The 22,831-nt window shown below is 54.1% G+C and carries 27 protein-coding genes and 2 tRNA genes; 18 read left to right on the top strand and 11 right to left on the bottom strand.

Features of this window, described 5'->3' with window-relative positions; genetic code table 11:
• Positions 1 to 284 precede the first annotated feature (284 nt).
• Positions 285 to 509, top strand: a complete 225-nt coding sequence (locus AC6I8X_RS07415; RefSeq protein WP_084873768.1) for a DUF2594 family protein — start codon at positions 285 to 287, stop codon at positions 507 to 509.
• 32 nt (positions 510 to 541) lie between these two features.
• On the opposite strand, the gene AC6I8X_RS07410 is transcribed toward AC6I8X_RS07415, so the two are convergent.
• Both AC6I8X_RS07410 and AC6I8X_RS07405 read right to left on the bottom strand, forming a co-directional pair.
• A complete protein-coding gene (locus tag AC6I8X_RS07410) occupies positions 542 to 1,153 on the bottom strand; it encodes an acyl-homoserine-lactone synthase (protein ID WP_313685870.1) in 612 nt (203 codons plus the stop codon).
• Between the two features lie 122 nt (positions 1,154 to 1,275).
• Entirely contained in the window at positions 1,276 to 1,998 is a 723-nt protein-coding gene (locus AC6I8X_RS07405) for an autoinducer binding domain-containing protein (protein WP_313685842.1), read from the bottom strand.
• Positions 1,999 to 2,562: 564 nt separating this feature from the next.
• Here AC6I8X_RS07405 and AC6I8X_RS07400 point away from each other — a divergent pair.
• Both AC6I8X_RS07400 and cycA read left to right on the top strand, forming a co-directional pair.
• Positions 2,563 to 3,237: a DUF4396 domain-containing protein gene (locus AC6I8X_RS07400; protein ID WP_313685844.1), complete on the top strand. Its 675-nt coding sequence runs from the start codon at positions 2,563 to 2,565 to the stop codon at positions 3,235 to 3,237.
• A gap of 353 nt (positions 3,238 to 3,590) precedes the next feature.
• On the top strand, positions 3,591 to 4,982 hold the full coding sequence (gene cycA / locus AC6I8X_RS07395) for a D-serine/D-alanine/glycine transporter (RefSeq protein WP_299445949.1): 1,392 nt from the start codon (positions 3,591 to 3,593) through the stop codon (positions 4,980 to 4,982).
• Positions 4,983 to 5,022: 40 nt separating this feature from the next.
• Here the strand turns inward: cycA and AC6I8X_RS07390 are convergent, their stop codons facing one another.
• Positions 5,023 to 5,997: a metal-dependent hydrolase gene (locus AC6I8X_RS07390; protein ID WP_313685846.1), complete on the bottom strand. Its 975-nt coding sequence runs from the start codon at positions 5,995 to 5,997 to the stop codon at positions 5,023 to 5,025.
• A 24-nt stretch (positions 5,998 to 6,021) separates the two neighbouring features.
• Positions 6,022 to 6,657 carry an HTH-type transcriptional regulator RutR gene (gene rutR, locus AC6I8X_RS07385; protein WP_299445954.1) on the bottom strand — a complete coding sequence of 212 codons (636 nt, stop codon included), beginning with the start codon at positions 6,655 to 6,657 and terminating at the stop codon, positions 6,022 to 6,024.
• Between the two features lie 305 nt (positions 6,658 to 6,962).
• On the opposite strand from rutR, the gene rutA reads away from it, so the two are divergent.
• The 6 genes from rutA to rutG are packed head-to-tail and all read left to right on the top strand — an operon-like array spanning position 6,963 to position 11,891.
• A complete protein-coding gene (gene rutA, locus AC6I8X_RS07380; protein ID WP_299445956.1) occupies positions 6,963 to 8,054 on the top strand; it encodes a pyrimidine utilization protein A in 1,092 nt (363 codons plus the stop codon).
• Positions 8,054 to 8,764: a pyrimidine utilization protein B gene (rutB, locus tag AC6I8X_RS07375; RefSeq protein WP_313685849.1), complete on the top strand. Its 711-nt coding sequence runs from the start codon at positions 8,054 to 8,056 to the stop codon at positions 8,762 to 8,764. The genes rutA and rutB overlap by 1 nt, the downstream gene beginning before the upstream one ends.
• A gap of 49 nt (positions 8,765 to 8,813) precedes the next feature.
• Positions 8,814 to 9,209 (top strand): pyrimidine utilization protein C, encoded by a 396-nt coding sequence (gene rutC, locus AC6I8X_RS07370; RefSeq protein WP_013508575.1) that lies wholly within the window; start codon positions 8,814 to 8,816, stop codon positions 9,207 to 9,209.
• The gene (gene rutD / locus AC6I8X_RS07365) at positions 9,209 to 10,015 is read left to right on the top strand and encodes a pyrimidine utilization protein D (RefSeq protein ID WP_313685853.1); all 807 of its coding nucleotides are present in this window, start codon (positions 9,209 to 9,211) and stop codon (positions 10,013 to 10,015) included. The genes rutC and rutD overlap by 1 nt, the downstream gene beginning before the upstream one ends.
• Entirely contained in the window at positions 10,002 to 10,517 is a 516-nt protein-coding gene (gene rutF / locus AC6I8X_RS07360; RefSeq protein WP_313685855.1) for an NADH-dependent FMN reductase RutF, read from the top strand. Before rutD ends, rutF begins: the two co-directional genes overlap by 14 nt.
• Positions 10,518 to 10,562: 45 nt before the next feature.
• A complete protein-coding gene (gene rutG / locus AC6I8X_RS07355) occupies positions 10,563 to 11,891 on the top strand; it encodes a pyrimidine utilization transport protein G (protein ID WP_497840805.1) in 1,329 nt (442 codons plus the stop codon).
• Here rutG and AC6I8X_RS07350 read toward each other — a convergent pair.
• Entirely contained in the window at positions 11,888 to 12,811 is a 924-nt protein-coding gene (locus tag AC6I8X_RS07350; RefSeq protein ID WP_313685859.1) for a DMT family transporter, read from the bottom strand. The genes rutG and AC6I8X_RS07350 overlap by 4 nt on opposite strands.
• 101 nt (positions 12,812 to 12,912) lie before the next feature.
• Positions 12,913 to 13,077 (bottom strand): con-10 family general stress protein, encoded by a 165-nt coding sequence (locus AC6I8X_RS07345; protein ID WP_084873757.1) that lies wholly within the window; start codon positions 13,075 to 13,077, stop codon positions 12,913 to 12,915.
• 315 nt (positions 13,078 to 13,392) lie between these two features.
• Between AC6I8X_RS07345 and wrbA the strand changes: the two genes are divergently transcribed.
• The 3 genes from wrbA to AC6I8X_RS07330 are packed head-to-tail and all read left to right on the top strand — an operon-like array spanning position 13,393 to position 15,672.
• Positions 13,393 to 13,992 carry an NAD(P)H:quinone oxidoreductase gene (gene wrbA / locus AC6I8X_RS07340; protein WP_084873756.1) on the top strand — a complete coding sequence of 200 codons (600 nt, stop codon included), beginning with the start codon at positions 13,393 to 13,395 and terminating at the stop codon, positions 13,990 to 13,992.
• Positions 13,993 to 14,012: 20 nt separating this feature from the next.
• Positions 14,013 to 14,243, top strand: a complete 231-nt coding sequence (locus AC6I8X_RS07335; protein WP_208714562.1) for a YccJ family protein — start codon at positions 14,013 to 14,015, stop codon at positions 14,241 to 14,243.
• Between the two features lie 55 nt (positions 14,244 to 14,298).
• Positions 14,299 to 15,672, top strand: a complete 1,374-nt coding sequence (locus tag AC6I8X_RS07330; protein ID WP_497840804.1) for an NAD-dependent succinate-semialdehyde dehydrogenase — start codon at positions 14,299 to 14,301, stop codon at positions 15,670 to 15,672.
• Between the two features lie 42 nt (positions 15,673 to 15,714).
• Here AC6I8X_RS07330 and agp read toward each other — a convergent pair whose 3' ends face one another.
• The 3 genes from agp to AC6I8X_RS07315 form a co-directional block, all read right to left on the bottom strand.
• Complete coding sequence (gene agp / locus AC6I8X_RS07325) at positions 15,715 to 17,322, bottom strand: bifunctional glucose-1-phosphatase/inositol phosphatase (RefSeq protein ID WP_497840803.1); 1,608 nt, start codon at positions 17,320 to 17,322, stop codon at positions 15,715 to 15,717.
• Positions 17,323 to 17,578: 256 nt separating this feature from the next.
• Positions 17,579 to 17,666: transfer RNA gene (locus AC6I8X_RS07320), tRNA-Ser, on the bottom strand.
• 35 nt (positions 17,667 to 17,701) lie between these two features.
• Positions 17,702 to 17,789, bottom strand: a tRNA-Ser gene (locus AC6I8X_RS07315).
• A gap of 223 nt (positions 17,790 to 18,012) precedes the next feature.
• Here AC6I8X_RS07315 and yccA point away from each other — a divergent pair.
• Together yccA and tusE are read left to right on the top strand one after the other, a co-directional pair.
• Positions 18,013 to 18,669, top strand: a complete 657-nt coding sequence (yccA, locus tag AC6I8X_RS07310; RefSeq protein WP_084873752.1) for an FtsH protease modulator YccA — start codon at positions 18,013 to 18,015, stop codon at positions 18,667 to 18,669.
• A 99-nt stretch (positions 18,670 to 18,768) separates the two neighbouring features.
• On the top strand, positions 18,769 to 19,095 hold the full coding sequence (gene tusE, locus AC6I8X_RS07305) for a sulfurtransferase TusE (protein WP_497840802.1): 327 nt from the start codon (positions 18,769 to 18,771) through the stop codon (positions 19,093 to 19,095).
• On the opposite strand, the gene yccX is transcribed toward tusE, so the two are convergent.
• Entirely contained in the window at positions 19,096 to 19,374 is a 279-nt protein-coding gene (gene yccX / locus AC6I8X_RS07300) for an acylphosphatase (protein WP_313690413.1), read from the bottom strand. It abuts the gene before it with no gap.
• Positions 19,375 to 19,459: 85 nt separating this feature from the next.
• Between yccX and rlmI the strand changes: the two genes are divergently transcribed.
• Both rlmI and hspQ read left to right on the top strand, forming a co-directional pair.
• A complete protein-coding gene (gene rlmI / locus AC6I8X_RS07295) occupies positions 19,460 to 20,650 on the top strand; it encodes a 23S rRNA (cytosine(1962)-C(5))-methyltransferase RlmI (RefSeq protein ID WP_313687003.1) in 1,191 nt (396 codons plus the stop codon).
• Between the two features lie 59 nt (positions 20,651 to 20,709).
• A complete protein-coding gene (hspQ, locus tag AC6I8X_RS07290) occupies positions 20,710 to 21,027 on the top strand; it encodes a heat shock protein HspQ (RefSeq protein ID WP_084873748.1) in 318 nt (105 codons plus the stop codon).
• 32 nt (positions 21,028 to 21,059) lie between these two features.
• Here hspQ and AC6I8X_RS07285 read toward each other — a convergent pair whose 3' ends face one another.
• On the bottom strand, positions 21,060 to 21,482 hold the full coding sequence (locus AC6I8X_RS07285; RefSeq protein WP_313687000.1) for a CoA-binding protein: 423 nt from the start codon (positions 21,480 to 21,482) through the stop codon (positions 21,060 to 21,062).
• A 176-nt stretch (positions 21,483 to 21,658) separates the two neighbouring features.
• On the opposite strand from AC6I8X_RS07285, the gene AC6I8X_RS07280 reads away from it, so the two are divergent.
• Positions 21,659 to 22,297 (top strand): YccT family protein, encoded by a 639-nt coding sequence (locus AC6I8X_RS07280; protein ID WP_313686998.1) that lies wholly within the window; start codon positions 21,659 to 21,661, stop codon positions 22,295 to 22,297.
• Positions 22,298 to 22,365: 68 nt separating this feature from the next.
• Complete coding sequence (locus tag AC6I8X_RS07275; RefSeq protein ID WP_313686996.1) at positions 22,366 to 22,827, top strand: methylglyoxal synthase; 462 nt, start codon at positions 22,366 to 22,368, stop codon at positions 22,825 to 22,827.
• Positions 22,828 to 22,831 lie beyond the last annotated feature (4 nt).

The raw sequence follows: 22,831 nt of genomic DNA, 5'->3' as shown, positions 1-22,831 counted from the left end.
TTAGTATCCGGCAATAACACGCGAGAATAAAAAAGTAAAATAGCTATCAATATCATTAAGTTATAATTTATAACACGCTTCGCTTTATGCTCATAACACGCAAAATAAATAATGCTTCCCGTCATTTTTTATTGACGATAAATACAGCAATTTCTCATTTCGTTTTTAGCATGAATTTCTGATTTCAGCGCGAATAAATTGCTCTGACAACCATATGATATACTCTGTTTTTTGCGCACAGGAAGAATGTGCCTGGATCATGTAACACAACCAGGGAGTCGATTATGAGTGATGAAGACTTTGTAACCTCGCAGGAAACGCAGAAGCTGGCAGATGAAGTTGCCTGCCTGAAAATGATGGTCACACTGATTCTGAAAGGAATGGGTCAGGCGGATGCCGGGAAAGTGATCATCAACATGGAACGCTATGTGCAAACGTTAGGGGAAAAACCGCAGGCGGAAGTATTCAGCAACACCATTCGCCAAATCAAAACCGCCTACCGTCAGTAAGCGGTCAGCCCCGCGCCGCACGCGCGGGGACATCAGCTGTGTGATTGCCAGTTAACGGAAACACCCAACGTCGGCAAGACTTCTTCCGGGCTGAACCGCCGCGTACCGCGGTATTTATCAGCCAGGGCCGGTTGGTGCACCGGAATGCGAATGGCGAACAGGTTATCCTCAGACTGAATCAATCCTGGCGACAGCGGTTCATAAATCACCTGATGCTGTTCAAACATCTTTTCCAGCATTGGCGTAGCGGAGCTGATCAAAAACTCCATATTACTTAATTCTGCCAGCTGTACCGAGTGCCACAGAATGTTGAGTGGTAGCTCCGCATCTACTTCCAGTCGGGCAGAAAAGCGTGACATCTCCCACACCTTTTCATGGCTGAAAGGAAGCACCAGACCTTCGGTGACTTCAGGTTCCTGCCATGGCATCAGACGGGAACAGCCACAAATCCCGCGACGAGGATCCCAGGCAATCATCCAGGCCACATCCGAACGATCGAAACGGTCATACTCCTGACCCGGGGTGCTTAATCGAGGTGGAATGGACCATCCCTCACCACGCGCAAACACGCTGTAGCGATAAGTCCCCAATTCCGCCAGCAGTGAGGACGGCATATCCTTTAACTGGGTTTGAATTATTTTCATCATGCGCCCCTGACATCCCCATGTTTGCAATGATTTCTATGCGCCAGCCTGGCAAAGTTCCGGCGCAGGGTAGACAACTGGCTTCGGGCTGGGAACTACTAAAGTTAGTAGTTGCCTTTTCGCTAAATCAGACCAATTGCTGCGGCATAACAGGCAATTTGCGTTTTATTGGAAACATTAAAGCGCTTTTGCATATTTTTTTGGTGAAAATTCACCGTGTGTTCAGAAATCGCTAAAATAAGTGAAATTTCCGCAGAGGTTTTTCCTTCCGCCGTCCATTTCAGAATTTCCAGCTCGCGCTGACTAAAATCATTAGATAAAACCGCCATCGAGCTATCATTAAGACGCCCCAGCGCACGCAGACTCAGTTCCGCCAGGAAGTGAAGTTTTACCTCCAGCTCAACGCGTAAGTGTCGGGTCTTACTCTGTTGCTTAGACGCAATAGATAATATACCAATGGCACGATTTGATGCCATTGCGGAGCAGGAAAAACCACTCATCAGGCCATAAGCATTGGCTTCAGCCCATAAGTTGCCTGCCCCGGTAAACAGGTCATGCGTCCAGTCCACCCCGTGGCCCGGTCGTTGACAAAGTAACAGCACCGGATCGACCGCATAATAGTTCTCACTTTCATACCGGCTGACCCAGTTTTCAGGATAAGTGCTAAACAAAAAGATCCGTGGTCGGGTAAAAGGCACCGGATGCTGGATCAAAAAGGCAAAGTAATCAAATCCTAGTGTTTCTACGTGTTTTTGTATGAGCGATTTCAATTGCATCACTGCGGTAACAGCCTGAAATTGAATTTCGGTCTCGCCTCGCCAGACGAAATAATTATTGGTCGTCATTATTGCCTCAGCGCGGTTTAACGCTCTTGCACCTTGTTATTTGAACTGATTAACACAAAAATTAAATTAGTTAGAGAAAAAATATTGATGGAAAAGAGTTCCAGCCGTCAGAGCACAATCATAAACATCCGGTTGTCAATGCGTTACCGTAATGGAATGGATTGGGCATATCGTCTTTGTTAACAACATCACAATTTTCACTGATGCTGACGATTAGAATAGGATTTTTCTTATGTCGTTTCAATCTCTCTGACCATTGAAAATTTTCAACAGTTTGATAAGTATTCAGCATCATCATTAAATGAAATCTATTCTTTACAGTGTTTTAACCTCACCTTCCAGGTTAATTTATGCCACATTTTCGCCTCACCTTATTCTTTATCTCATTTATTTCTGCCATCCGTTCACTTTTTCACCCCTCGCAGTGATTCCCGTCAGGCGGGTTTCCAGCTACTCTTAGCAGTGAGCGGCGTAACACGCAACGGTGATTTGCAGGGGAAGACAATGCCGCAGCCGGGCTGACCGCATTGTCGCGCGTATTCGAGAAGCTAAGCGGGACTGACTATGTTGAACCAGTTGGCATTACCCTTCCTTGTCCTGGGTGGCTGTACCGCCCTGATGATTTTAAAAGACCTCTTCCGTCACCCTCATCCGGTCGCGGTGATGAATATAATCTGGCCATTAACCGGGCTATATATGCCATTCATTGGCTGGCTGGCCTGGTGGTATCTGGGGAGAAAACCCTCACGTCAGGTAAAGCTTGCCCTGCTGGTTCCGCAAAAATTACATCGTAACGCTGGCTGGCAAACCATTTTTATTTCCACTTCATTATCTGCCGCTGCCTGTATATTTGGCGACATAATGACACTCCCGATAATCACCCTACTAAACCAATTTGCGATTAATCCGGCATTATGGATCGAGGCAATTATTTGCGTTTCTATTTCGTTATTAATGGGGTTATTTTTCCAGTTTCTGGCAATTCGCCAACGTGAAAAACGTTCATTCGGCAGCGCGTTATTATTAGCGCTCAAAACTGAAATTTTTCCGCTGCTGATTTATCAGGCAGGAATCTTTCTCTTTATGGGGCTGGCCCTAAAATTCGTGTTAAATCAGCAAATCAACCCACTGTTGGTCGGATTCTGGTTCATGCTTCAACTCGCGATGATAATAGGTTTTCTCTTCTCCTGGCCCGCTAACCATTTCCTCATCAAACGCGGACTCAATCCGGCAGTATAATCTCTGCGCCCCTGGTCGCTAACGCACATGCCGAAATGAAAATGGCTGGCATGTGCTGCGGTGCCATCAGGACCTCGGCTAACCGCAATCTTCATCCCCTGGGTTACCTTTACCCCATTACCGCTTAAGCGCCCTTCCTGCTGAAACTGCTTAGTTTTCACCCGCAATGGTGAAAGATTGCGCCATGTAAATATTTACTGACAGCGCAAAGCATGCAAAAGGTCGCAGATGTTAAAAAACAATTACCGAGAGCCAGCGCTATTCCACTATCTTATGCCACTTGCCCTGTACAACAGCAGGTTAATTAACAGCCAGCAGAGCTGACACAACATCGAAACAGGAAAGAAATCGTTATGGTTGATCAATCCAAAGAGGCACTCCTCACAACGGAGCAACCGGAGAAACTCCGGCGCAATCTCCACAACCGCCATATCCAGCTTATCGCCATTGGGGGTGCTATCGGCACCGGGCTGTTTATGGGATCCGGCAAAACCATCAGTCTGGCCGGACCGTCGATCATCTTTGTTTATATGATCATCGGTTTTATGCTGTTTTTCGTGATGCGTGCCATGGGGGAGTTACTGCTCTCCAACCTGGAATATAAATCCTTCAGCGATTTCGCCGCTGACCTTCTTGGCCCCTGGGCCGGTTATTTCACTGGCTGGACCTATTGGTTCTGCTGGGTCGTGACGGGCATCGCCGACGTGGTGGCGATAAGTGCTTACTTCCAACTCTGGCTCCCGGACTTCTCCATCTGGATGAGCGCCCTGCTGTGTGTCGTAGTGTTCCTGACGCTGAATATCGCCACCGTGAAGATGTTCGGCGAAATGGAGTTCTGGTTCGCGATTATCAAAATTGTCGCTATCGTCGCGCTGATTATCACCGGCGTCGTACTCGTGACGATGCACTACCCTTCACCGGGCGGCGGTACAGCTTCGCTGAGCAATATCTGGGACCATGGCGGTATGTTCCCGAAAGGATTGAGCGGCTTTTTTGCCGGTTTCCAGATTGCAGTGTTTGCCTTTGTGGGAATTGAACTGGTGGGAACTGCCGCCGCAGAAACTCACGACCCGCACAAAGTGCTGCCGCGTGCCATCAACGCCATCCCGTTGCGTGTCATTATGTTTTATGTACTGGCGCTGATGGTGATTATGGCGGTGACCCCGTGGAACCAGGTGCTGGCCGACCGCAGTCCCTTTGTTGAGATGTTTGTGATGATCGGCCTGCCTGCTGCCGCCAGTATCGTCAACTTTGTGGTGCTCACCTCCGCAGCGTCCTCTGCCAACAGCGGCATTTTCTCCACCAGCCGCATGCTGTTTGGTCTGGCAGAACAAGGAGTGGCACACAAGGCGTTTGGCCGACTGTCGGCCCGTGCCGTACCGACCACCGGTCTGTTTTTCTCCTGCCTGTGCCTGCTTGGCGGTGTGGCGTTGATTTATCTGATCCCGGATGTGATGACCGTGTTCACGCTGGTCACCACAGTTTCAGCGATTCTGTTTATGTTCGTCTGGACCATCATCCTGTGCAGCTATCTGGCCTACCGTAAACAGCATCCTCAGCGTCATGCGGAGTCAACGTTTAAGATGCCGCTGGGTAAATTTATGTGCTGGGTATGTATGGCGTTTTTCGCCTTTGTCCTGGTGCTGTTGACCCTGCAGGATGACACCCGTCATGCTCTGATGGTCACACCGCTGTGGTTTATGATTTTGACCATGGGCTGGCTGCTGCGTCGACGTAAAGCCTGATCGCTCTGAAAGTCTAAGGCCCGCTAGCGGGCCTTATTTTTTATATCCTTTCGCGCAATTTTCTCCACGCTTCTGCCAACGTAGGCCGTAACGACGGTTCCCGTGTGGGGGCGGCATCCGGTGCATCTGGCGCGCCGAGATTAAAGGTAAAGGTGTAATTCGGCTCCTCGCCCATACGCAAGTCGGTGATCAGCGTATCGCTCCCCTGCTGGCGCATGGCATAAAAACCATGGCTGAACCAGGCGACGCGTTCGGCCAGCCATTGACCTTTGAAAGGTGTGAACAAGGCAGGATGGCGATCATACCAGTGAATCTCCAGCGGACGATTCGGTGACAGCAGCGACCACCAGGCTTCACCATAACGTTCCGGTGTCATGATCACCGTACGCCATACCAGGGTGTTAAACGCGGTGGGCGTCACCAGCAGTCGCTCAGGTTGCACCCGCTGTTGAGCCAGCTGCTGGCCAATATGCTGGGTTGCCATACTTTGCGCCACCATACTCCAGCCAAGATACAGGGTGCTTACCACCAGCCCGACCTGATTCCAGCGCAAGCCGATCCTGTCGCGCCGCCCCAGTGCCACACCCAGCGCAACCAGCAACGGCAACGTATACAACGGGTCGATGATGTACATACTTCCGACAGCATAGGGGCAATCCGTCAACGGCAGACCGAGCTGCGTCCCATAGACCGTCATCAAATCGAGTAACGGATGGGTGATCAGCGCCAGCCAGATAGCCAGCCACCAGGCGACCCAATGCTGACGCTGACGGAGTAAACCCACCACCAGCCAGCTCAGCAACGGAGAGACCAGGGTAAGCCACAGCAACGCATGGCTTTCGCTGCGATGCAACGTCATATTGCGAATGGCGTCGCCGTGATCAATAAATACATCCAGATCGGGTAAGGTACCGATCACCGCACCAACCAGCGCTGACTGCCACACCGGCACGCGCCGGCCCATCACCGCCACGCTTACCGATGCACCTAATGCCAGTTGTGAAAGCGAATCCATGCAAACTCCTGTGCCAGCGAGGGATTAGCGTACGCGAATCCCTTCAATAATCATGCGCTGCACGTTATCTACCGTCTGTTCAAAGAACGCGGGATCGCTCAGCGTCTGTCCGGTAATAGCCTCAACCTGCGAGGCGAAATCGGCGTAATGCTGGGTGGTGGCCCACAGCAGGAAAAACAGATGCTGAGGCCGTACGCCCGCCAGCCGCCCTTCATCGATCCACTGTTCGATGATCGCCGCCTTTTCATCCACCAGCGTTTTAAGGTCTCCCGCCAGTTCTCCCTTCAGCAAAGGCGCTCCTTGCAGCATCTCAAGGCAGAACAGACGCGATGCCTGGGGATGGTCACGTGAAACTTCCAGTTTCAGGCGGATATAGCGACGGATGGCCGTCAGCGGCTCCTGATCATGACGCAGTGCGCGTAGCGGTGCCAGCCAGACATCCAGAATCTCTTTCAGCACTGCAATGTACAGTGCCTCTTTCGAGGGGTAGTAATAAAGCAGATTGGTTTTTGACACATCGGCGCGCTCCGCCACTTTATCGAGGCTGGTGCCGTGAATACCAAATTGCGAAAAGAAGGTCAGCGCCGCTTCCAGAATCGCTGCCCGTTTTGCCGCTACCGCACGAGAGCGACGCGTTGGCTTTTTTTCATCACTTTTCACACTGTTACCTCATCCATTGTGCGTACGCGCATCATAACAAAGCCCCCCGCTCCTGCCTAATACCGCCCCTGCACCTTTTTTGACCACTGACGCATGAAAAATGTGCAGCTTATTTTGACCATATGGTCCAAAACGGACCATTTACTCCGCTTTTTCTTATCCCGATTTTTTAACATCATGTTGTATAAGGCATTTAAAAATGTGGCACAGGCTTTGCAAAATTGTGACGGAGCGCCGCCGGCAGGGAGCGAGCAGGACGCAGCGCAGCGCGTGAAACAAACCCGTTATTTGCTGAGAGGTTTCACATGAAAATTGGCGTCTTTATCCCGATTGGTAACAATGGCTGGTTAATTTCCACCCATGCCCCACAGTACAAGCCGACGTTTGAATTGAACAAAGCGATTGTGCAAAAAGCCGAGCATTACCACTTCGACTTCGCACTTTCGATGATCAAACTGCGTGGCTTCGGCGGGAAAACCGAATTCTGGGACCATAACCTCGAATCATTCACCCTGATGGCCGGGCTGGCAGCGGTCACCTCGCGTATCGAAATTTACGCGACCGCCGCCACTCTGACGCTGCCACCCGCGATTGTCGCGCGCATGGCCTCTACCATCGATTCTATCTCCAACGGCCGCTTTGGCGTCAACCTGGTGACCGGCTGGCAGAAGCCGGAATATGAACAGATGGGCCTGTGGCCCGGCGATGACTACTTCGCCAGCCGCTATCAATACCTGACCGAATACGTCACCGTGCTGCGCGATTTGTGGGGCAACGGCCAGAGCGATTTCAAAGGTGAATTTTTCACCATGAACGATTGCCGCCTCAGCCCACAACCACAAAGGCCGATGAAGGTGATCTGCGCCGGGCAAAGTGATGCCGGTATGGCGTTTTCGGCACAACACGCCGATTACAACTTCTGCTTTGGCAAAGGCGTGAACACGCCAACCGCCTTCGCCCCCACTGCCGCGCGCATGAAACAGGCCGCCGACAAAGTGGGTCGGGATGTCGGTTCTTATGTGCTGTTTATGATCATCGCCGCCGAGAGTGATGAAGCCGCACGCGCCAAATGGGAGCACTACAAAGCGGGTGCCGATGAAGAGGCGCTCGCCTGGCTGACGACCCAAAGTCAGCAGGACACCAAATCCGGTAGCGACACCAACGTACGCCAGATGGCCGATCCCACCTCCGCCGTGAACATCAATATGGGTACGCTGGTGGGTTCCTGGGCCAACGTGGCACGAATGTTGGATGACGTTGCAGGGGTAGAGGGTACGCAGGGCGTGTTGCTGACTTTTGACGATTTCCTGCAGGGGATCGAGGACTTTGGTCAGCATATTCAGCCGCTGATGCAGTGCCGTCATGCTTTGATTGAATCGCAGAAGGAGGTTGCCTGATGACTGCCGTTGTTTGCGCCCATACATCGACTTTAGCGCAGGTCACCCTGCCCGCACGCCCGGAAGCCATTGCCTTCCCGCCCGCGCAAAGCGCCCTGATTGTGGTGGATATGCAAAATGCCTATGCCACCGAGGGCGGCTATCTCGATTTGGCCGGTTTTGACGTCTCTGCCACCAAACCGGTGATCGCCAAAATTCACCAGGCCGTGACGGCCGCCCGCGCCGCCGGTATCCAAATCATCTGGTTCCAGAATGGCTGGGACGATAAATACATCGAAGCCGGTGATGCCGGATCGCCCAATTTTCATAAATCCAATGCCCTGAAAACCATGCGTAAGCGCCCCGAACTGCAGGGCACGCTGCTGGCGAAAGGCGGCTGGGATTATGCGCTGGTGGATGAACTGGTGCCTCAGCCGGGTGACATCGTTCTGCCCAAACCCCGTTACAGCGGCTTCTTCAACACGCCGCTCGACAGCATGTTGCGCAGCCGTGGTATTCGCCACCTGATATTCACCGGCATTGCCACCAATGTCTGCGTGGAATCGACGCTACGCGACGGATTCTTTCTGGAATATTTCGGCGTGGTGCTGGAAGACGCGACCTACCAGGCCGGACCGTCATTTGCACAACAAGCAGCAATCTTCAATATCGAAACGTTTTTCGGTTGGGTCAGCGACACCGACACCTTCTGTGAAACGCTAACAGACTGAAATCACGACCGTTATCACCTGCAAAAACAACGAAAAGGAAGCTCAAGCCATGCCTAAAAGTGTCATTATTCCGCCCGGCACCACCACACCTATCGCCCCTTTTGTGCCCGGAACCCTCGCCGATGGCGTGGTCTACGTGTCCGGTACCCTGCCATTCGATGCGCAAAATAATGTGGTGCACGTAGGCGATGCCGCAGCACAAGCCCGCCACGTACTGGAAACCATTAAAAAAGTGATTGAAACGGCGGGCGGCACCATGGATGACGTCACCTTCAACTCCATCTTCCTTACTGACTGGAGTAACTACGCCGCCATTAATCAGGTGTATGCCGAATACTTCCCTGGAGATAAACCTGCTCGCTACTGCATTCAATGCGGGCTGGTGAAGCCGGATGCACTGGTCGAGATTGCCACAGTGGCACACATCGGCAAACAGGAGGCGTAATGCATCTTGAGATTCAGGGTTTACAGACGAAGGATGCACCGACGCTGGTGCTCTCCTCCGGCCTGGGGGGCGTTGCCGGTTTCTGGCAACCCCAGCTGGCGGCGCTGGGGCAGCATTATCGCGTGGTGACCTACGACCAGCGTGGCACCGGCCGCAGCCCGGATACGCTGCCTGAAGGTTACAGCATGGCGATGATGGCCGCCGAGCTGGCGGATGCGCTGGAGCAGCAGGGAATCGAGCGCTTTGACCTGATCGGCCATGCACTTGGCGGGCTGATTGGCCTGCAACTGGCGCTCGATTATCCGCAGCGTGTTGGACGCGTGGTGGTGATTAATGGCTGGCTGTCACTCGATGCCCACACAGGACGTTGTTTCCAGGTCCGCCAGGATCTGCTGCTCAATGTGGGTGTTGAGGCTTTTGTCCGCGCCCAGCCACTGTTTCTTTATCCGGCTGAATGGCTGGCACGCCATCAGTCGCGGATTGAAGCGGAAGACGCCCATCACGTGAAGCATTTCCAGGGTATGGAAAACCTGTTACGCCGCTTACACGCGCTGAAAAGTGCCGATTTCCGCCCCTATGCGGCACGTATCACCCAGCCGGTACTGGCGATCTACAGCCAGGATGATCTGCTGGTGCCGTGGAGTTGCTCCCCGCAACTGGCGGCCGCGCTACCCAACGCCAGCCTGATCGAAATGACCTGGGGCGGGCATGCGATGAGCGTGACCGATGCGGAGAACTTCAACGCGCTGTTGCTGCAATGGCTGGAGGACAGCCGCTGTCAGGAGGCCAAAGATGAGTGTGCATGAAATCTCCCCGCCCGTTGAACGCCAGACGTTTCGCGATGCGATGTCGCGTCTGGGTGCTGCCGTCAACATCATCACCACCGACGGTCCGGCAGGCCGTGCCGGTTTTACCGCCTCGGCGGTATGCAGCGTGACCGACTCACCGCCGACGCTGCTGGTGTGCCTGAACCGTTCAGCCTCGGTATGGCCGGTGTTTCGCGACAACGGTTACTTATGCGTGAACACTCTGGCCTCCGGGCATGAAGATCTCTCCACGTTGTTTGGTGGCAAAACGCCCATGGCCGAGCGCTTTCTCGCCGCCCGCTGGCATACGCTCACCAGTGGCTCACCGCTGCTGGACGGTGCGCTGGTGTCGTTTGATTGCAAAATCACCCAGGTAGTCAGCGTCGGGACTCACGACACTTTATTTTGCGAGGTGCTGGCGCTGGTGCGGAATGAAGAGCCGCACGGCCTCGCCTGGTTTGACCGCGGATATCATCACTTTTCACGGCAGGAAGCCCGCTAACGCCGCCTTGTGCGGTCCGGTTCCACAGACACTCTGGAGAAGACGATGGCGAGTTCCTGGTTTCCCCGCTGGCAGAAAAAGTCAGCCTTGACTGAAAATGGACTGATTGCACCGGATGAAACGCTGCCGCTCGGGCAGACCGTGATTCTGGGCCTGCAGCATGCTGTGGCAATGTTTGGTGCAACGGTGCTGATGCCGTTGCTGATGGGCCTGGACCCAAATCTGGCCATTCTGGTTTCCGGGATGGGTACCCTGCTGTTCTTTGTCGTCACCGGGGGGCGCGTGCCCAGTTATCTCGGTTCCAGTGCGGCCTTTGTCGGTGTGATTATCGCCGTCACCGGCTTCAATGGTCAGGGACTCAACCCCAACCTGGCGCTGGCGCTGGGTGGGGTGATCGCCTGTGGTGCTCTGTACACGCTGATTGGTTTTGTGGTGATGAAAGTGGGTACTGGCTGGATCGAACGCCTGATGCCACCGGTCGTCACTGGTGCGGTTGTCATGGCAATTGGGCTGAATCTCGCACCGATTGCGGTACATAGTGTGTCATCGTCAATGTTCGACAGCTGGATGGCGGTGATGACAGTGCTGTGTATTGGTCTGGTAGCGGTGTTTACCCGAGGCATGGTGCAGCGTTTGTTGATCCTGGTCGGGCTGATTGTCGCCTGGGCCATTTACGCCCTGCTGACCAATGTCCTGGGGTTTGGCAAGCCGGTCGATTTCACTGGCGTTGCCAACGCCGCCTGGTTTGGCCTGCCGCATACCACCACGCCAGTGTTTGATATGCAGGCGATCGTGATGATCGCACCGGTGGCCATCATTCTGGTGGCGGAGAACCTTGGGCATATCAAAGCCGTGGCGGGGATGACCGGGCGTAATCTTGATCCCTGGATGGGGCGAGCTTTTGTTGGTGACGGCCTGGCGACCATGCTATCGGGATCGATCGGCGGCAGCGGTGTGACCACCTACGCGGAAAACATTGGCGTGATGGCGGTAACAAAAGTCTATTCCACGCTGGCCTTTGTCGCAGCGGCGTTGATTGCTTTGGTGCTGGGCTTCTCACCCAAATTTGGCGCGCTGATCCATACCATTCCTGGTCCGGTGATTGGTGGAGCATCGATCGTGGTGTTTGGCCTGATTGCCGTGGCAGGCGCGCGTATCTGGGTACAAAATAACGTCGATTTTAGCCAGAACAGCAATCTGATTATGGTGGCTACCACGCTGGTTCTGGGTGCCGGGGATTTCGCGCTAAAAATAGGTAACTTCACCCTGGGCGGCATCGGCACTGCCACTTTTGGCGCCATCATTCTTAACGCTATTCTGCGCCGTCGCGGTGACAGTCTGGGTGAAAACCAGGCGGCACGCCAAAACAGTTAAGGCTCCTGCATCTCCTGCGGTGCCAGCTCTGGCACCGTTTTTTTGCGCCGGATACGTAATTCACTGACGATCACCCCGCAGACAATTAACGCACCGCCCAGCAGCGCCGCCGCCGGTAAACGCTCACCTGCCAGCCGTCCCACGACCCCTGCCCATACCGGTTCACCAGCGTAGATCACCGTCGCGCGCGTCGGTGAGACACTGCGCTGCGCCCAGTTCATGGTGACCTGAATCAGCGCGCTGGCGGCACCGAGGCCCAGCGCGCTCAGCACCAGCGGCGTGCTGAATGTCGGTAACGTTTCCCCATTGGGGATCATCAACACGAAAGCACAGGCCGATGCCACGGCCAGCTGGATCAGCGTCACACGACGCACATCAACCTGACCAGCAAACCGGCTGATCAGAATGATTTCAGCGGCAATCGCCAGAGTGCTCAGCAGGGTGGCAATTTCACCGGCGTTTAGGGCGAAACGGCCATTCTGCGGACCGGCCACCAGCAACAAGCCAATAAACGCCAACAGAATCCCCAGCCACGCCATCAATCCGGGTGGACGACGTAAAAATAGCCATTGCAACAACGGTACCACTGGCACGTAAAGCGCAGTCAGAAAGGCTGACTGGCTACTGGAAATGGTTTGCATACCCCAGGTTTGCAGGCCATAGCCTCCGGCGATAGCCACACCGATCAACGCCCCCGCCTTACACTCCAGCCAGGTAGTTTGCTTCAGGTAACGGCGGAAGAAAAAAGCCAGCAGTAACGCCGCTGTCGCAAAACGCAGACCGACGAAGAAGAATGGGCCGGAGTGAGCCATTGCCCGATGCACCACCAGAAAGGTGCCGCCCCAGACCATGGTAATGAAGATCAACACAAGTTCCTGACGCGTCAGGCGCAGGGAAAGACGAGAAGAAGCTGAAGACATAAAGCACCACGATGTGAATTCGGGCGTCATTTTCGCAGAGTCAGAAGGCATTGTCACCGCCGGGCGTTCCCGGCGGCGGAGGGAATTACTGCACAGCCGGATTATTTCTTACCGCGACTGCGTCCCCCTTTTTCACCTGCTTCGGAAGCGCGCTGCGGGTCGTTTCTGAAATTCCCGCCGCTATTCTTACCGCCTTTACGGCCTGCTTCCGCGGCTCTTTCGCGATCTTCCGCGAAATTACCCGATCCTCCACGATGTTGGGCCATCATTTCCTCCGAGAGAATTTTCACATCTGTGGTCAGGACTTTTCACATGCAAGGGGTGAAAAGCTCAGGTGACACGTTTTTCGGGCCACCCGATTAAAGAATAGCCAATAGCGTTGCGTTTATGGCTGATATTTATACTTTGAAACACATATTCTTCTTTATTTTTCCACTAAACTGGAATTTTTCGCCAGATGACAAGCGCTTAGCGGAGTATTAAGCGAAGCCGCAGGTAAGCGGCTGTGCTGTTCAGCGGCAGGTCACGCAGGCTCTTCTATACTTCAGATTACGTGTTCAAACCCCGCAGGAAGAAAAAAGATGGCGAAAATTCTGGTGCTTTATTATTCCATGTACGGACATATTGAAACCATGGCGCAGGCTATTGCTGAAGGCGCGCGTCGTGTGAACGGTGCAGAAGTGACAATATTACGCGTGCCGGAAACCATGGACGCCGAACGCTTCGCGCAGGTTGGCGGCAAGGTCAATCAGCCAGCCACTGAGGCAACCCCCGAAGATCTCCCGCAATACGATGCCATCATCCTCGGCACCCCCACACGTTTCGGTAATATGGCGGGGCAGATGCGTAACTTCCTCGACCGCACTGGCGGACTGTGGGCCTCAGGCGCGCTGTACGGCAAAATTGCCAGCGTGTTTGCCTCCACCGGCACCGGCGGCGGCCAGGAGCAAACCATCACCTCAGTCTGGACCACCCTCGCCCATCACGGCATGGTGATTGTCCCCATCGGTTATGGCACCAAAGAACTTTTCGATATCTCTCATGTGCGCGGCGGCACCCCTTATGGGGCCACCACCATTGCAGGGGGCGATGGATCGCGCCAGCCTTCTGCAGAAGAACTCGATATCGCCCGTTTTCAGGGCGAACATGTCGCCGGTCTGGCGGTAAAACTGAAAGGATAAATCCACAACAGGAGACCTTTATGGCAACAGAACAGTCTAAAGCTCACCACGTGGGCGAATGGGCCAAACTACGCCACACCTCGACCGAAATCGCAGAAGCGATTTTTGAGGTCGCCAACTATGACGAACGCCTGGCAGAAGAAATCTGGCGTCAACAGGGTAGCGATGAAGTGCTGTTTCGCGCCTTTGATAAGACCGATCAGGACGTCCTGACGTGGGATGATAAGACGGTTGAGCGTAAAAACATCTGAATCTCAGGCGGGCCAGTCCCGCCTTTGTCGTCTTTAATTGACCAAGGAGCGTTGTATGTCTTCCTACCAAAGTATCAATCCCGCCAATAACCAATTGCTAAAGAGCTGGCCATCACATGATGATGCTTATGTGCAGCAGGCGCTGGAGACTGCCGATCGTCTTTACCACTCCGACTGGTGCAAAGGAGATATCCAACCGCGACTGCAGGTACTGAAACGTCTGGCAGATCTGATTGATGCGCGCGTTGAACAACTGGCGACCATCGCCAGCCAGGAGATGGGCAAGCTGATAGGTCAAAGCCGTGGTGAAGTCAAAATTTGTGCCCAAATCGCCCGCTACTATGCCGAACACGCGGCAACACTGCTGCAACCGCAAGCCTATCCCAGCGATGTGGGGGATGCCTGGCTGGAATATCATCCGGTTGGCGTGATTGTGGCGGTGGAACCCTGGAACTTCCCCTATTACCAGCTGATGCGTGTGCTGGCTCCGAACCTGGCACTCGGCAACCCGGTGCTGGCCAAACACGCTAATATCGTCCCGCACTGCGCCGATGCCTTCGAAAAACTGGTCCATGAAGCTGGCGCACCACCGGGAGCCTGGACCAACCTGTATATTTCGAATGATCAGGTAGCGGACTTGATCGCCGATGACCGTGTTCAGGGCGTAGCGCTCACCGGGTCCGAACGGGCGGGCAGCGCGGTGGCACAGCAGGCCGGCAAATACCTGAAGAAATCGACGCTGGAACTGGGTGGCAACGATGTGTTCGTGGTGCTGGACGACGCCGACCTCGATGAGGCGGTGCGCCAGGGAGCACAGGCGCGCCTCAGTAACTGTGGCCAGGTCTGTACCGCTGCGAAGCGTTTTATCGTACATGAGAAGATTGCCGGGCCCTTTATGGCAAAATTCAGCGCCGCACTGCAATCGGCTGTCGCTGGCGATCCGCTGGATGAGAAAACCACCCTCGGTCCGCTGTCGTCACAGGATGCGCGTGAGCGTTTAATCAAACAGGTTGATGAGGCCATCGCACAGGGTGCTAAGGTCGAAATAGGCGGGCGTGCCATCGACGGCGTCGGCAATTATTTCCAGCCGACGATTCTCACCGGCCTGACGCCGGATAATCCGGCCTATTATCAGGAATTCTTCGGCCCGGTGGCTCAGGTTTATGTCGTGGCTAGCGACAGCGCTGCCGTGGCACTGGCGAATGACTCACATTATGGCCTCGGTGGCTCGGTATGGACACGGGATATTGCTCGCGGGCGAAAAATGGCGGCGCAAATCGAAACCGGCATGGTGTTTATCAATTCACAAAGCGATACCGCCGCAGAACTTCCTTTTGGTGGCGTGAAACGCTCAGGCTATGGACGGGAGCTGTCTGATCTCGGTCTGAAAGAATTCGCCAACCAGAAACTGGTGGTGGTGGCCAGATAAATAAAAAACCCCGCCTCGGCGGGGTTTCTCACTGCTGGCAGCTTAGTTGCTGGCCGCCGGGGCAGGTGCTTCGCTCTTGTCTGATTTAGCTGGCGCATCCGCTTTGGCCTTTTCAGCCGCCGCCGCATCCGCTTTCGCTTTCTCTTCCGCCGCTTTCTGGGCTGTTGCTTTCTCAGCTTTCGCTTTCGCTTCTGCCGCTTTGTCGGCTTTTACCTTCTCTTCTGCCGCTTTGGCATCTGCCGCTTTCTGCGCAGCAGCTTTATCTGCCGCCGCTTTATCTGCGGTGGCTTTATCGGCAGCGGCCTGATCTGCCTGTACCTGCGCGTCATCGTTGGTCGTCGCTGGCGCAGCAGCTTGTTCTGGTTGCGCAGCAGCCGGTGCCGGAGCAGCAGGCTGCAACGGTGTGCCCTGCAAGGCGGCATTCAGCACGCTGGCGAATTGATCCCAGCTGCAATACCCATTGGCATCGGCATCACAACCCGCCAGCTGCAGCGTGACGCGTTTCGGCGGATTTTTCAGGCTCAGCACATCAGCGTTACGCAGCTGATCGCTGGTCTGGTAGACATATTCCACCTTCAGCAGATCTTTGTTGTTTTTCGCATCGTGCCAGCGTTCAAACACCACCTGGCCACCAATCGGCGTCTTCTCATCGTTACCCGGCAGCTCATACGGCTTCACCTGCAACGCGCTGAGCAGCGAAGCGATATTCGAATCATGTCCCACCATCAACGTCACTTTCGGCGCGTTGGCTTTGTCCTGATCGATCAGCTGGCTGCGGATGTAATCCACCAGCGGTGCCGCCACTTCGCGTGCCACATCTGGTGAAGTAAACAACGCGTCCTGATAACCATTTTTAATCGCAGCCAGCTCTTTCCACTGCTCAGGCGTTTTGATCTGCCCCCAGGCCACCTGATCCAGCGGGAAACCTTCGTAATATTGCAGGGTGAAAGCATCGATCAGCGAATTTCCGACCTTCAGCGGGCCATTGACGTTCGGTTCTTTACCATTGTCGGCGCTAAAGGTGTTCTGGCCACTGCTCAAATCGCACTGCTTCTTGCCGTTGCAGGCTGGCGAGGATTTGTAATCAACAATTTTTTCGAGGTACTGGTAAGCGGGTTTTAACGCCAGCTTTTCGTTGGCCGCGGTCATTGCCGTCAGGGCTTTTTTGTTGAAATCGTCGCTGCCATCGGTCACCACCGGATTGAACACCGGATCCATGGTCCCCATGGCATCCTGATGCGTCACGGCGATGTCACATCCAGGGAAAGCACCATTCACGAAGAACTGAGCCGTTGCCACGGTACGTTGCAGGCTGTTGGCATAGACAAACACGTTGCTGCTATCCGGGCAGACACCGTTTTCGACCAGGCCCTGCTGAGCCAGCCACTGACGGGTATAGTTACCCATGTAGACTTCCAGCACTCCACCTTTGGTGGTGAGCTGCCCACCGGGCACATCCCATTGCGGCCAGCTTTTTTTCGTTGATTGCTCCAGCACGCTGCCGTTGTTCGCGAGCGGTGCGCGCAGATTGTGACGGCTCAGCATCAGTACCTGCTGCAGCTGCATGTCCCCTTCCGCAGCCTGCGCTGCCATACCCATCGGTAACGCAGCGATGACTGACAACGCGCAAAGACTCAGTTTCTTGATCATTGTGCCTATTCCATAATTCATCAGTGAAACACTCTGGCATTCAAACGATTAGCTCGGCCACAGAGCGAATTGCCCCACAGTGTAACCCAGCTTGCCTGGGAAAATCGCCAGATGTTTGCAAAAACCGTGAATGGACTATAGCAGACCAGAGCCTCGCCGTAGTCTTAAGGCAGCAGATTGAAAAGCAACGGGATGTTTTTCAGAATCTCTGAAGTAGAAATGCAAAAAGCCCGCATCGCTGCGGGCTTCTTTAATTTGGCGGAGGAAGAGAGATTCGAACTCTCGGATGGTTTCCCATCGGCGGTTTTCAAGACCGCTGCCTTAAGCCGCTCGGCCATCCCTCCTGATAAAACAAATACTTAACCCTGAACAGGTTAAGTGGCGGAGGAGGAGAGATTCGAACTCTCGGATGGTTTCCCATCGGCGGTTTTCAAGACCGCTGCCTTAAGCCGCTCGGCCACCCCTCCGCAATGACGCGCACTATAAACATCCCCCCCGAAGATGTAAAGCCTGCTGCGATTCATTCGCCTGAAAAACAGCCAAAAACTATTTATTCGCTGCCATAATCGCCATTCCGCTCAGGGAAACAGCAATTTATCGCGTAAAGAAGGGTAAAACGCCTTTTCTGTCCCAGCACCGCTGCGTATTCTTTCCGCAGATTTGGTGTTCTTTCACTTTAAGGAGCGCATGATGGATAGAATTATTACGTCGTCGCAACGACAGTCGCTAATCAGCACCCATAAAGTGCTGCGCAATACTTATTTCTTACTTGGCCTGACCCTGGCGTTCTCCGCCGTTACCGCCACACTCAGTACCGTCTTCGCTCTGCCTGCGCCCGGTCTGATTCTGATGCTGGTCGGCTTTTATGGCCTGATGTTTCTGACTTACCGCCTGGCGAACAGCCCAACGGGTATTCTGGCGGCCTTTGCCTTCACCGGATTCCTTGGTTACTGCCTGGGGCCAATTCTTAACTCATTCCTCTCGGCGGGTATGGGTGATGTGATTGGCATGGCGTTGGGCGGAACCGCGCTGGTGTTCTTCTGCTGCTCGGCCTACGTCCTGACCACCCGTCGCGATATGTCATTCCTCGGCGGCATGATGATGGCGGGCTTTGTGGTGCTGCTGGTGGCGGTTGTCGCTAACCTGTTCCTGCAGCTGCCAGCCCTGCACCTGGCAATCAGCGCGCTGTTTATCCTGTTCTCAGCGGGTGCCATCCTGTGGGAAACCAGCAACATCATTCACGGCGGCGAAACCAACTATATTCGCGCCACCGTGAGCCTGTATGTATCGCTGTACAACATCTTTGTCAGCCTGCTTAGCCTGCTGGGCTTTGCCAGCCGCGATTAACGTCAGTCAGTACGTCATAAAACCCCGCTCCGGCGGGGTTTTTGCTTTTTCTGGCCGCCCCGCCCTACAATACGCGCAAACTGAACCTGAGGAGTCACCGTGATTTTTGCCGGTAAAGAGATCGCCACCGATGCGGAAGGCTATCTGAAAAACAGCACCGACTGGAGCGAGCCGCTGGCGCAAGCCATAGCAGCAACCGAGAACATCACCCTGAGCGAAGCGCATTGGGAAGTGGTGCACTTTGTACGGGCTTTCTATCTGGAATTTAATACCTCACCGGCGATTCGTATGCTGGTAAAGGCAATGGCGCAAAAATATGGCGAGGAGAAAGGCAACAGCCGCTATCTGTTCCGCTTGTTCCCGGAAGGCCCAGCAAAACAGGCGACGAAAATTGCCGGATTACCAAAACCGGCGAAATGTCTGTAATCAGCCTGTGGTGAAATGGCTGGGTGGTTCTGCCGGTTGATGGGGTTCCACCAGCACTTTTTCCACCCGTGCACTGCGTGGACCGCCCGCCTTTAACCAATCAATTAATGCCATGACCTGCGCTTCCTCACCCCAGGCCAGCACTTCCACGCTGCCATCACTCAGGTTGCGGGCATAACCTTTCACATCCAGCTGTCTGGCCTGCGCCTGAGTGCTGTAGCGAAATCCAACGCCCTGCACCAGACCGTACACCCAGATTTTGAAGCAGGTTGTGGCCATTGCGCTCTCCCGTTACTGTTCATTGCATTTTGCCGCCATCCACCGGAAAATGACGCCTCATTTTTTCAGGTAAGCATAGCAAACTATGACAGTTCGATTGATTCTCGCTAAGGGACGTGAAAAATCCCTGCTCCGCCGCCATCCCTGGGTGTTTTCAGGTGCCGTTGCCCGCATGGAAGGTAAAGCCCAGTCCGGGGAAACCATTGATATTTGTGACAGCAATGGCAAATGGCTGGCCCGTGCCGCTTATTCACCGCAATCGCAAATTCGGGCGCGCGTCTGGAGCTGGCAACAGGATGAGTCAATCGACATTGCCTTCTTTGTCCGCCGCTTTACCCAGGCACAGCAGTGGCGTAACTGGCTGGCTCAGCGCGATAGTCTGGATAGCTATCGTCTGATCGCCGGTGAATCTGATGGCATGCCTGGCGTGACCATTGACCGTTTCGGTGATTTCCTCGTGCTGCAGCTACTGTCTGCCGGGGCTGAATATCAGCGCCCGACCATTGTTTCCGCCCTGCAGCAATGCTTCCCGGAATGCGCGATTTACGATCGTTCCGACGTGGCAGTACGTAAAAAAGAGGGACTGGAGCTGGCACAAGGTCCGGTGTGTGGTGAACTTCCGCCACCGCTGCTGCCGATTACCGAACATGGCATGAAATTGCTGGTGAATATTCAGGGCGGCCATAAAACCGGCTATTACCTCGATCAACGTGATAGCCGCTTTGCCACTCGCCGTTATGCCGATAATGCGCGCGTGCTGAACTGCTTCTCTTACACCGGTGGCTTTGCGGTATCAGCACTGATGGGCGGTTGCCGCGAAGTGATTAGCGTTGATACCTCGCAGGATGCACTGGATGTAGCAAAACAGAACGTGGAACTTAATGGCCTGGATGTCTCCCGCGCCCAGTTCCTGCGCGATGATGTATTTAAACTGCTGCGTCGTTACCGTGACAGCGGTGAAAAGTTTGACCTCATCGTGATGGACCCACCGAAATTCGTTGAGAACAAAAATCAACTGGCCGGTGCCTGCCGTGGTTATAAAGACATCAACATGCTGGCGATGCAATTGCTGAACCCCGGCGGTATTCTGATGACTTTCTCCTGCTCAGGACTGATGGCGACTGATTTGTTCCAGAAAATCATTGCTGATGCCGCCGTCGATGCCGGTCGTGATGTACAATTTATTGAGCAGTTCCGTCAGGCAGCCGACCACCCGGTGATCGCCAGCTATCCTGAAGGACTTTATCTGAAAGGTTTCGCCTGCCGCGTACTGTGACTTGAAAAAGCTGCCTCTGCCTCCATATCTTGAGCAGGGCAGTATTTTGGGAGGTCACTATGATTGCCAGTAAATTTGGAATTGGACAGCAGGTCCGACACCGTCTCTCCGGGGTGCTCGGCGTGATTGTGGATGTCGATGCGGAGTATTCGCTGGACGAACCTAAGCTGGAAGAAGTGGGTGCCGCGGAGAAACTGCGCGCAGCGCCCTGGTATCATGTGGTGATGGAAGATGAAGAAGGCGAGCAGGTTCATACCTATGTCGCTGAAATCCAGCTTGCTGGTGAAACCTCATTTGAACACCCGGAACAACCTTCCATGGACGAACTGGCCGCGTCAATTCGGCAGCAGCTACAGGCACCACGCCTGCGTCATTGATCAAAAACGGCGACCTCAGGTCGCCGTTTGTTTTAATGCACCGGTTGCGAAATGCCCAGTCGCGGTATCTCAATTTTCGGGCAACGATCCATTATTACCGTCAATCCCGCATCCTGCGCCAGCACGGCGGCTTGTTCATTGATCACACCGAGTTGCAACCAGAGTGTCTTCGCACCAATCGCAATGGCCTCCTGTGCCACTCCCCACGCCGCTTCGGCATTGCGAAACACATCTACCATATCAATGTTGCCCGGAATATCGGCCAGGGTGGCGTAGGCTGTTTGTCCCAGCAGCTGCTGACCGGCCAGTTTCGGACTGACCGGCACCACGTCATAGCCCTGGTCGAGCAAAAACTTCATCACGCCGTAGCTGGGGCGATCGGGACGATCGCTGGCACCCACCAGCGCAATACGTTTGGTGTGGGTCAAAACATCACGAATGGTTTGATCGTTCATGCATCTCTCCTTTTTTCACTCGCCTGAGTGTAAATGGCATCAGCTGACCTCGCCCCCTTTCCGTGGCGGAAAAGTTTGCGCGGCAGCACGAATAAGTATGTTAAAATGTAAACTAACTGCCATAATGTAATAATTTGCTACACATCACTGATTTGCGCCCAGCTCACGGAGTTGAAATGAAGCTGTTTTTGGCTGTTACGGGTTTGATAATGCTACTCGTATCGGCATCCTGCCATGCCATTACCCTGAAACTTGATCCGGAAATCGATCTTCTGGTGCTGGATGGGCGCAAAATTTCCGGCTCACTGTTGAAAGGCGCTGACAGCCTGGAGCTGGAACGCGGACAGCACCAGTTTCTGTTTCGCGTGGAAAAATCACCTGATTCATCACCTCACAACAACCCGCATTATCAGTCGGTACCGATGATTGTGACCTTTACCGCCACAGCCAAAACCGTCGCGATTCGTCTGCCCGCGCTGGATAACCGCCGTGAGCGTTCCACCTTCGACAGAACTCTCAATTTCCAGCTGGTCGATGAACAGGGTAAAGAAATCGCCAGTATTCGTGACCGTCTGCCGCAGCCGGTTGGTGGCGATCTTGAACAGGCAATGCTGAAGTATAACCGTAATGGTCAGGCCGCTTCCGTGCCGCGTTTTGCGGTGCAAACCAGCAGCATGTCTGACACTCAGATAAACGCAGATTTCGCCTGGCAGGACGTCAGTGATCTGCCTTTATTACAACGTTGGTTTGAGCGTTTTGATGCCGCCACCCGTTTACGTTTTCTCAGCTGGATGAAAACCTTACGCGCAAGTTGATAGGAACGAAACGCCAGGGGTAAACTCGATGTATTACTTACATCGACCGCTAAGAATCAGGAAGCCCCATGGAGCAAACCGTTCGTACCCTCAATATTCAGAAACATATCGCCCTCGTCGCTCACGATCACTGCAAAGCCTCATTGCTGGATTGGGTGCAGAAAAACCAAAGCGCGCTGCAGTCACATGTGTTGTATGCCACCGGTACCACCGGCAATCTGATCAATCGTCATACTGGTCTGGACGTTAACGCCATGCTGAGTGGACCGCTGGGCGGCGATCAGCAGGTTGGCGCGCTGATTTCGGAAGGTAAAATTGATGTGTTGTTCTTTTTCTGGGACCCGCTTAACGCCGTACCGCACGATCCCGACGTTAAAGCGTTGCTGCGCCTGGCGACAGTCTGGAATATCCCGGTGGCGACAAACCGCTCCACCGCGGATTTCCTAATCCAGTCGCCGTTGTTTGCCCGTGAAGTGGAGATTCAGATCCCTGATTACCCACGATATCTGGCAGAACGCCTGAAAGCGTAATACA

This window comes from Pantoea sp. X-Soil-TKNS-1280 (genome assembly GCF_059730475.1).
The sequence above is the reverse complement of the archived record's forward strand: the minus strand, read 5'-3'. Positions and strand labels throughout refer to the sequence as shown.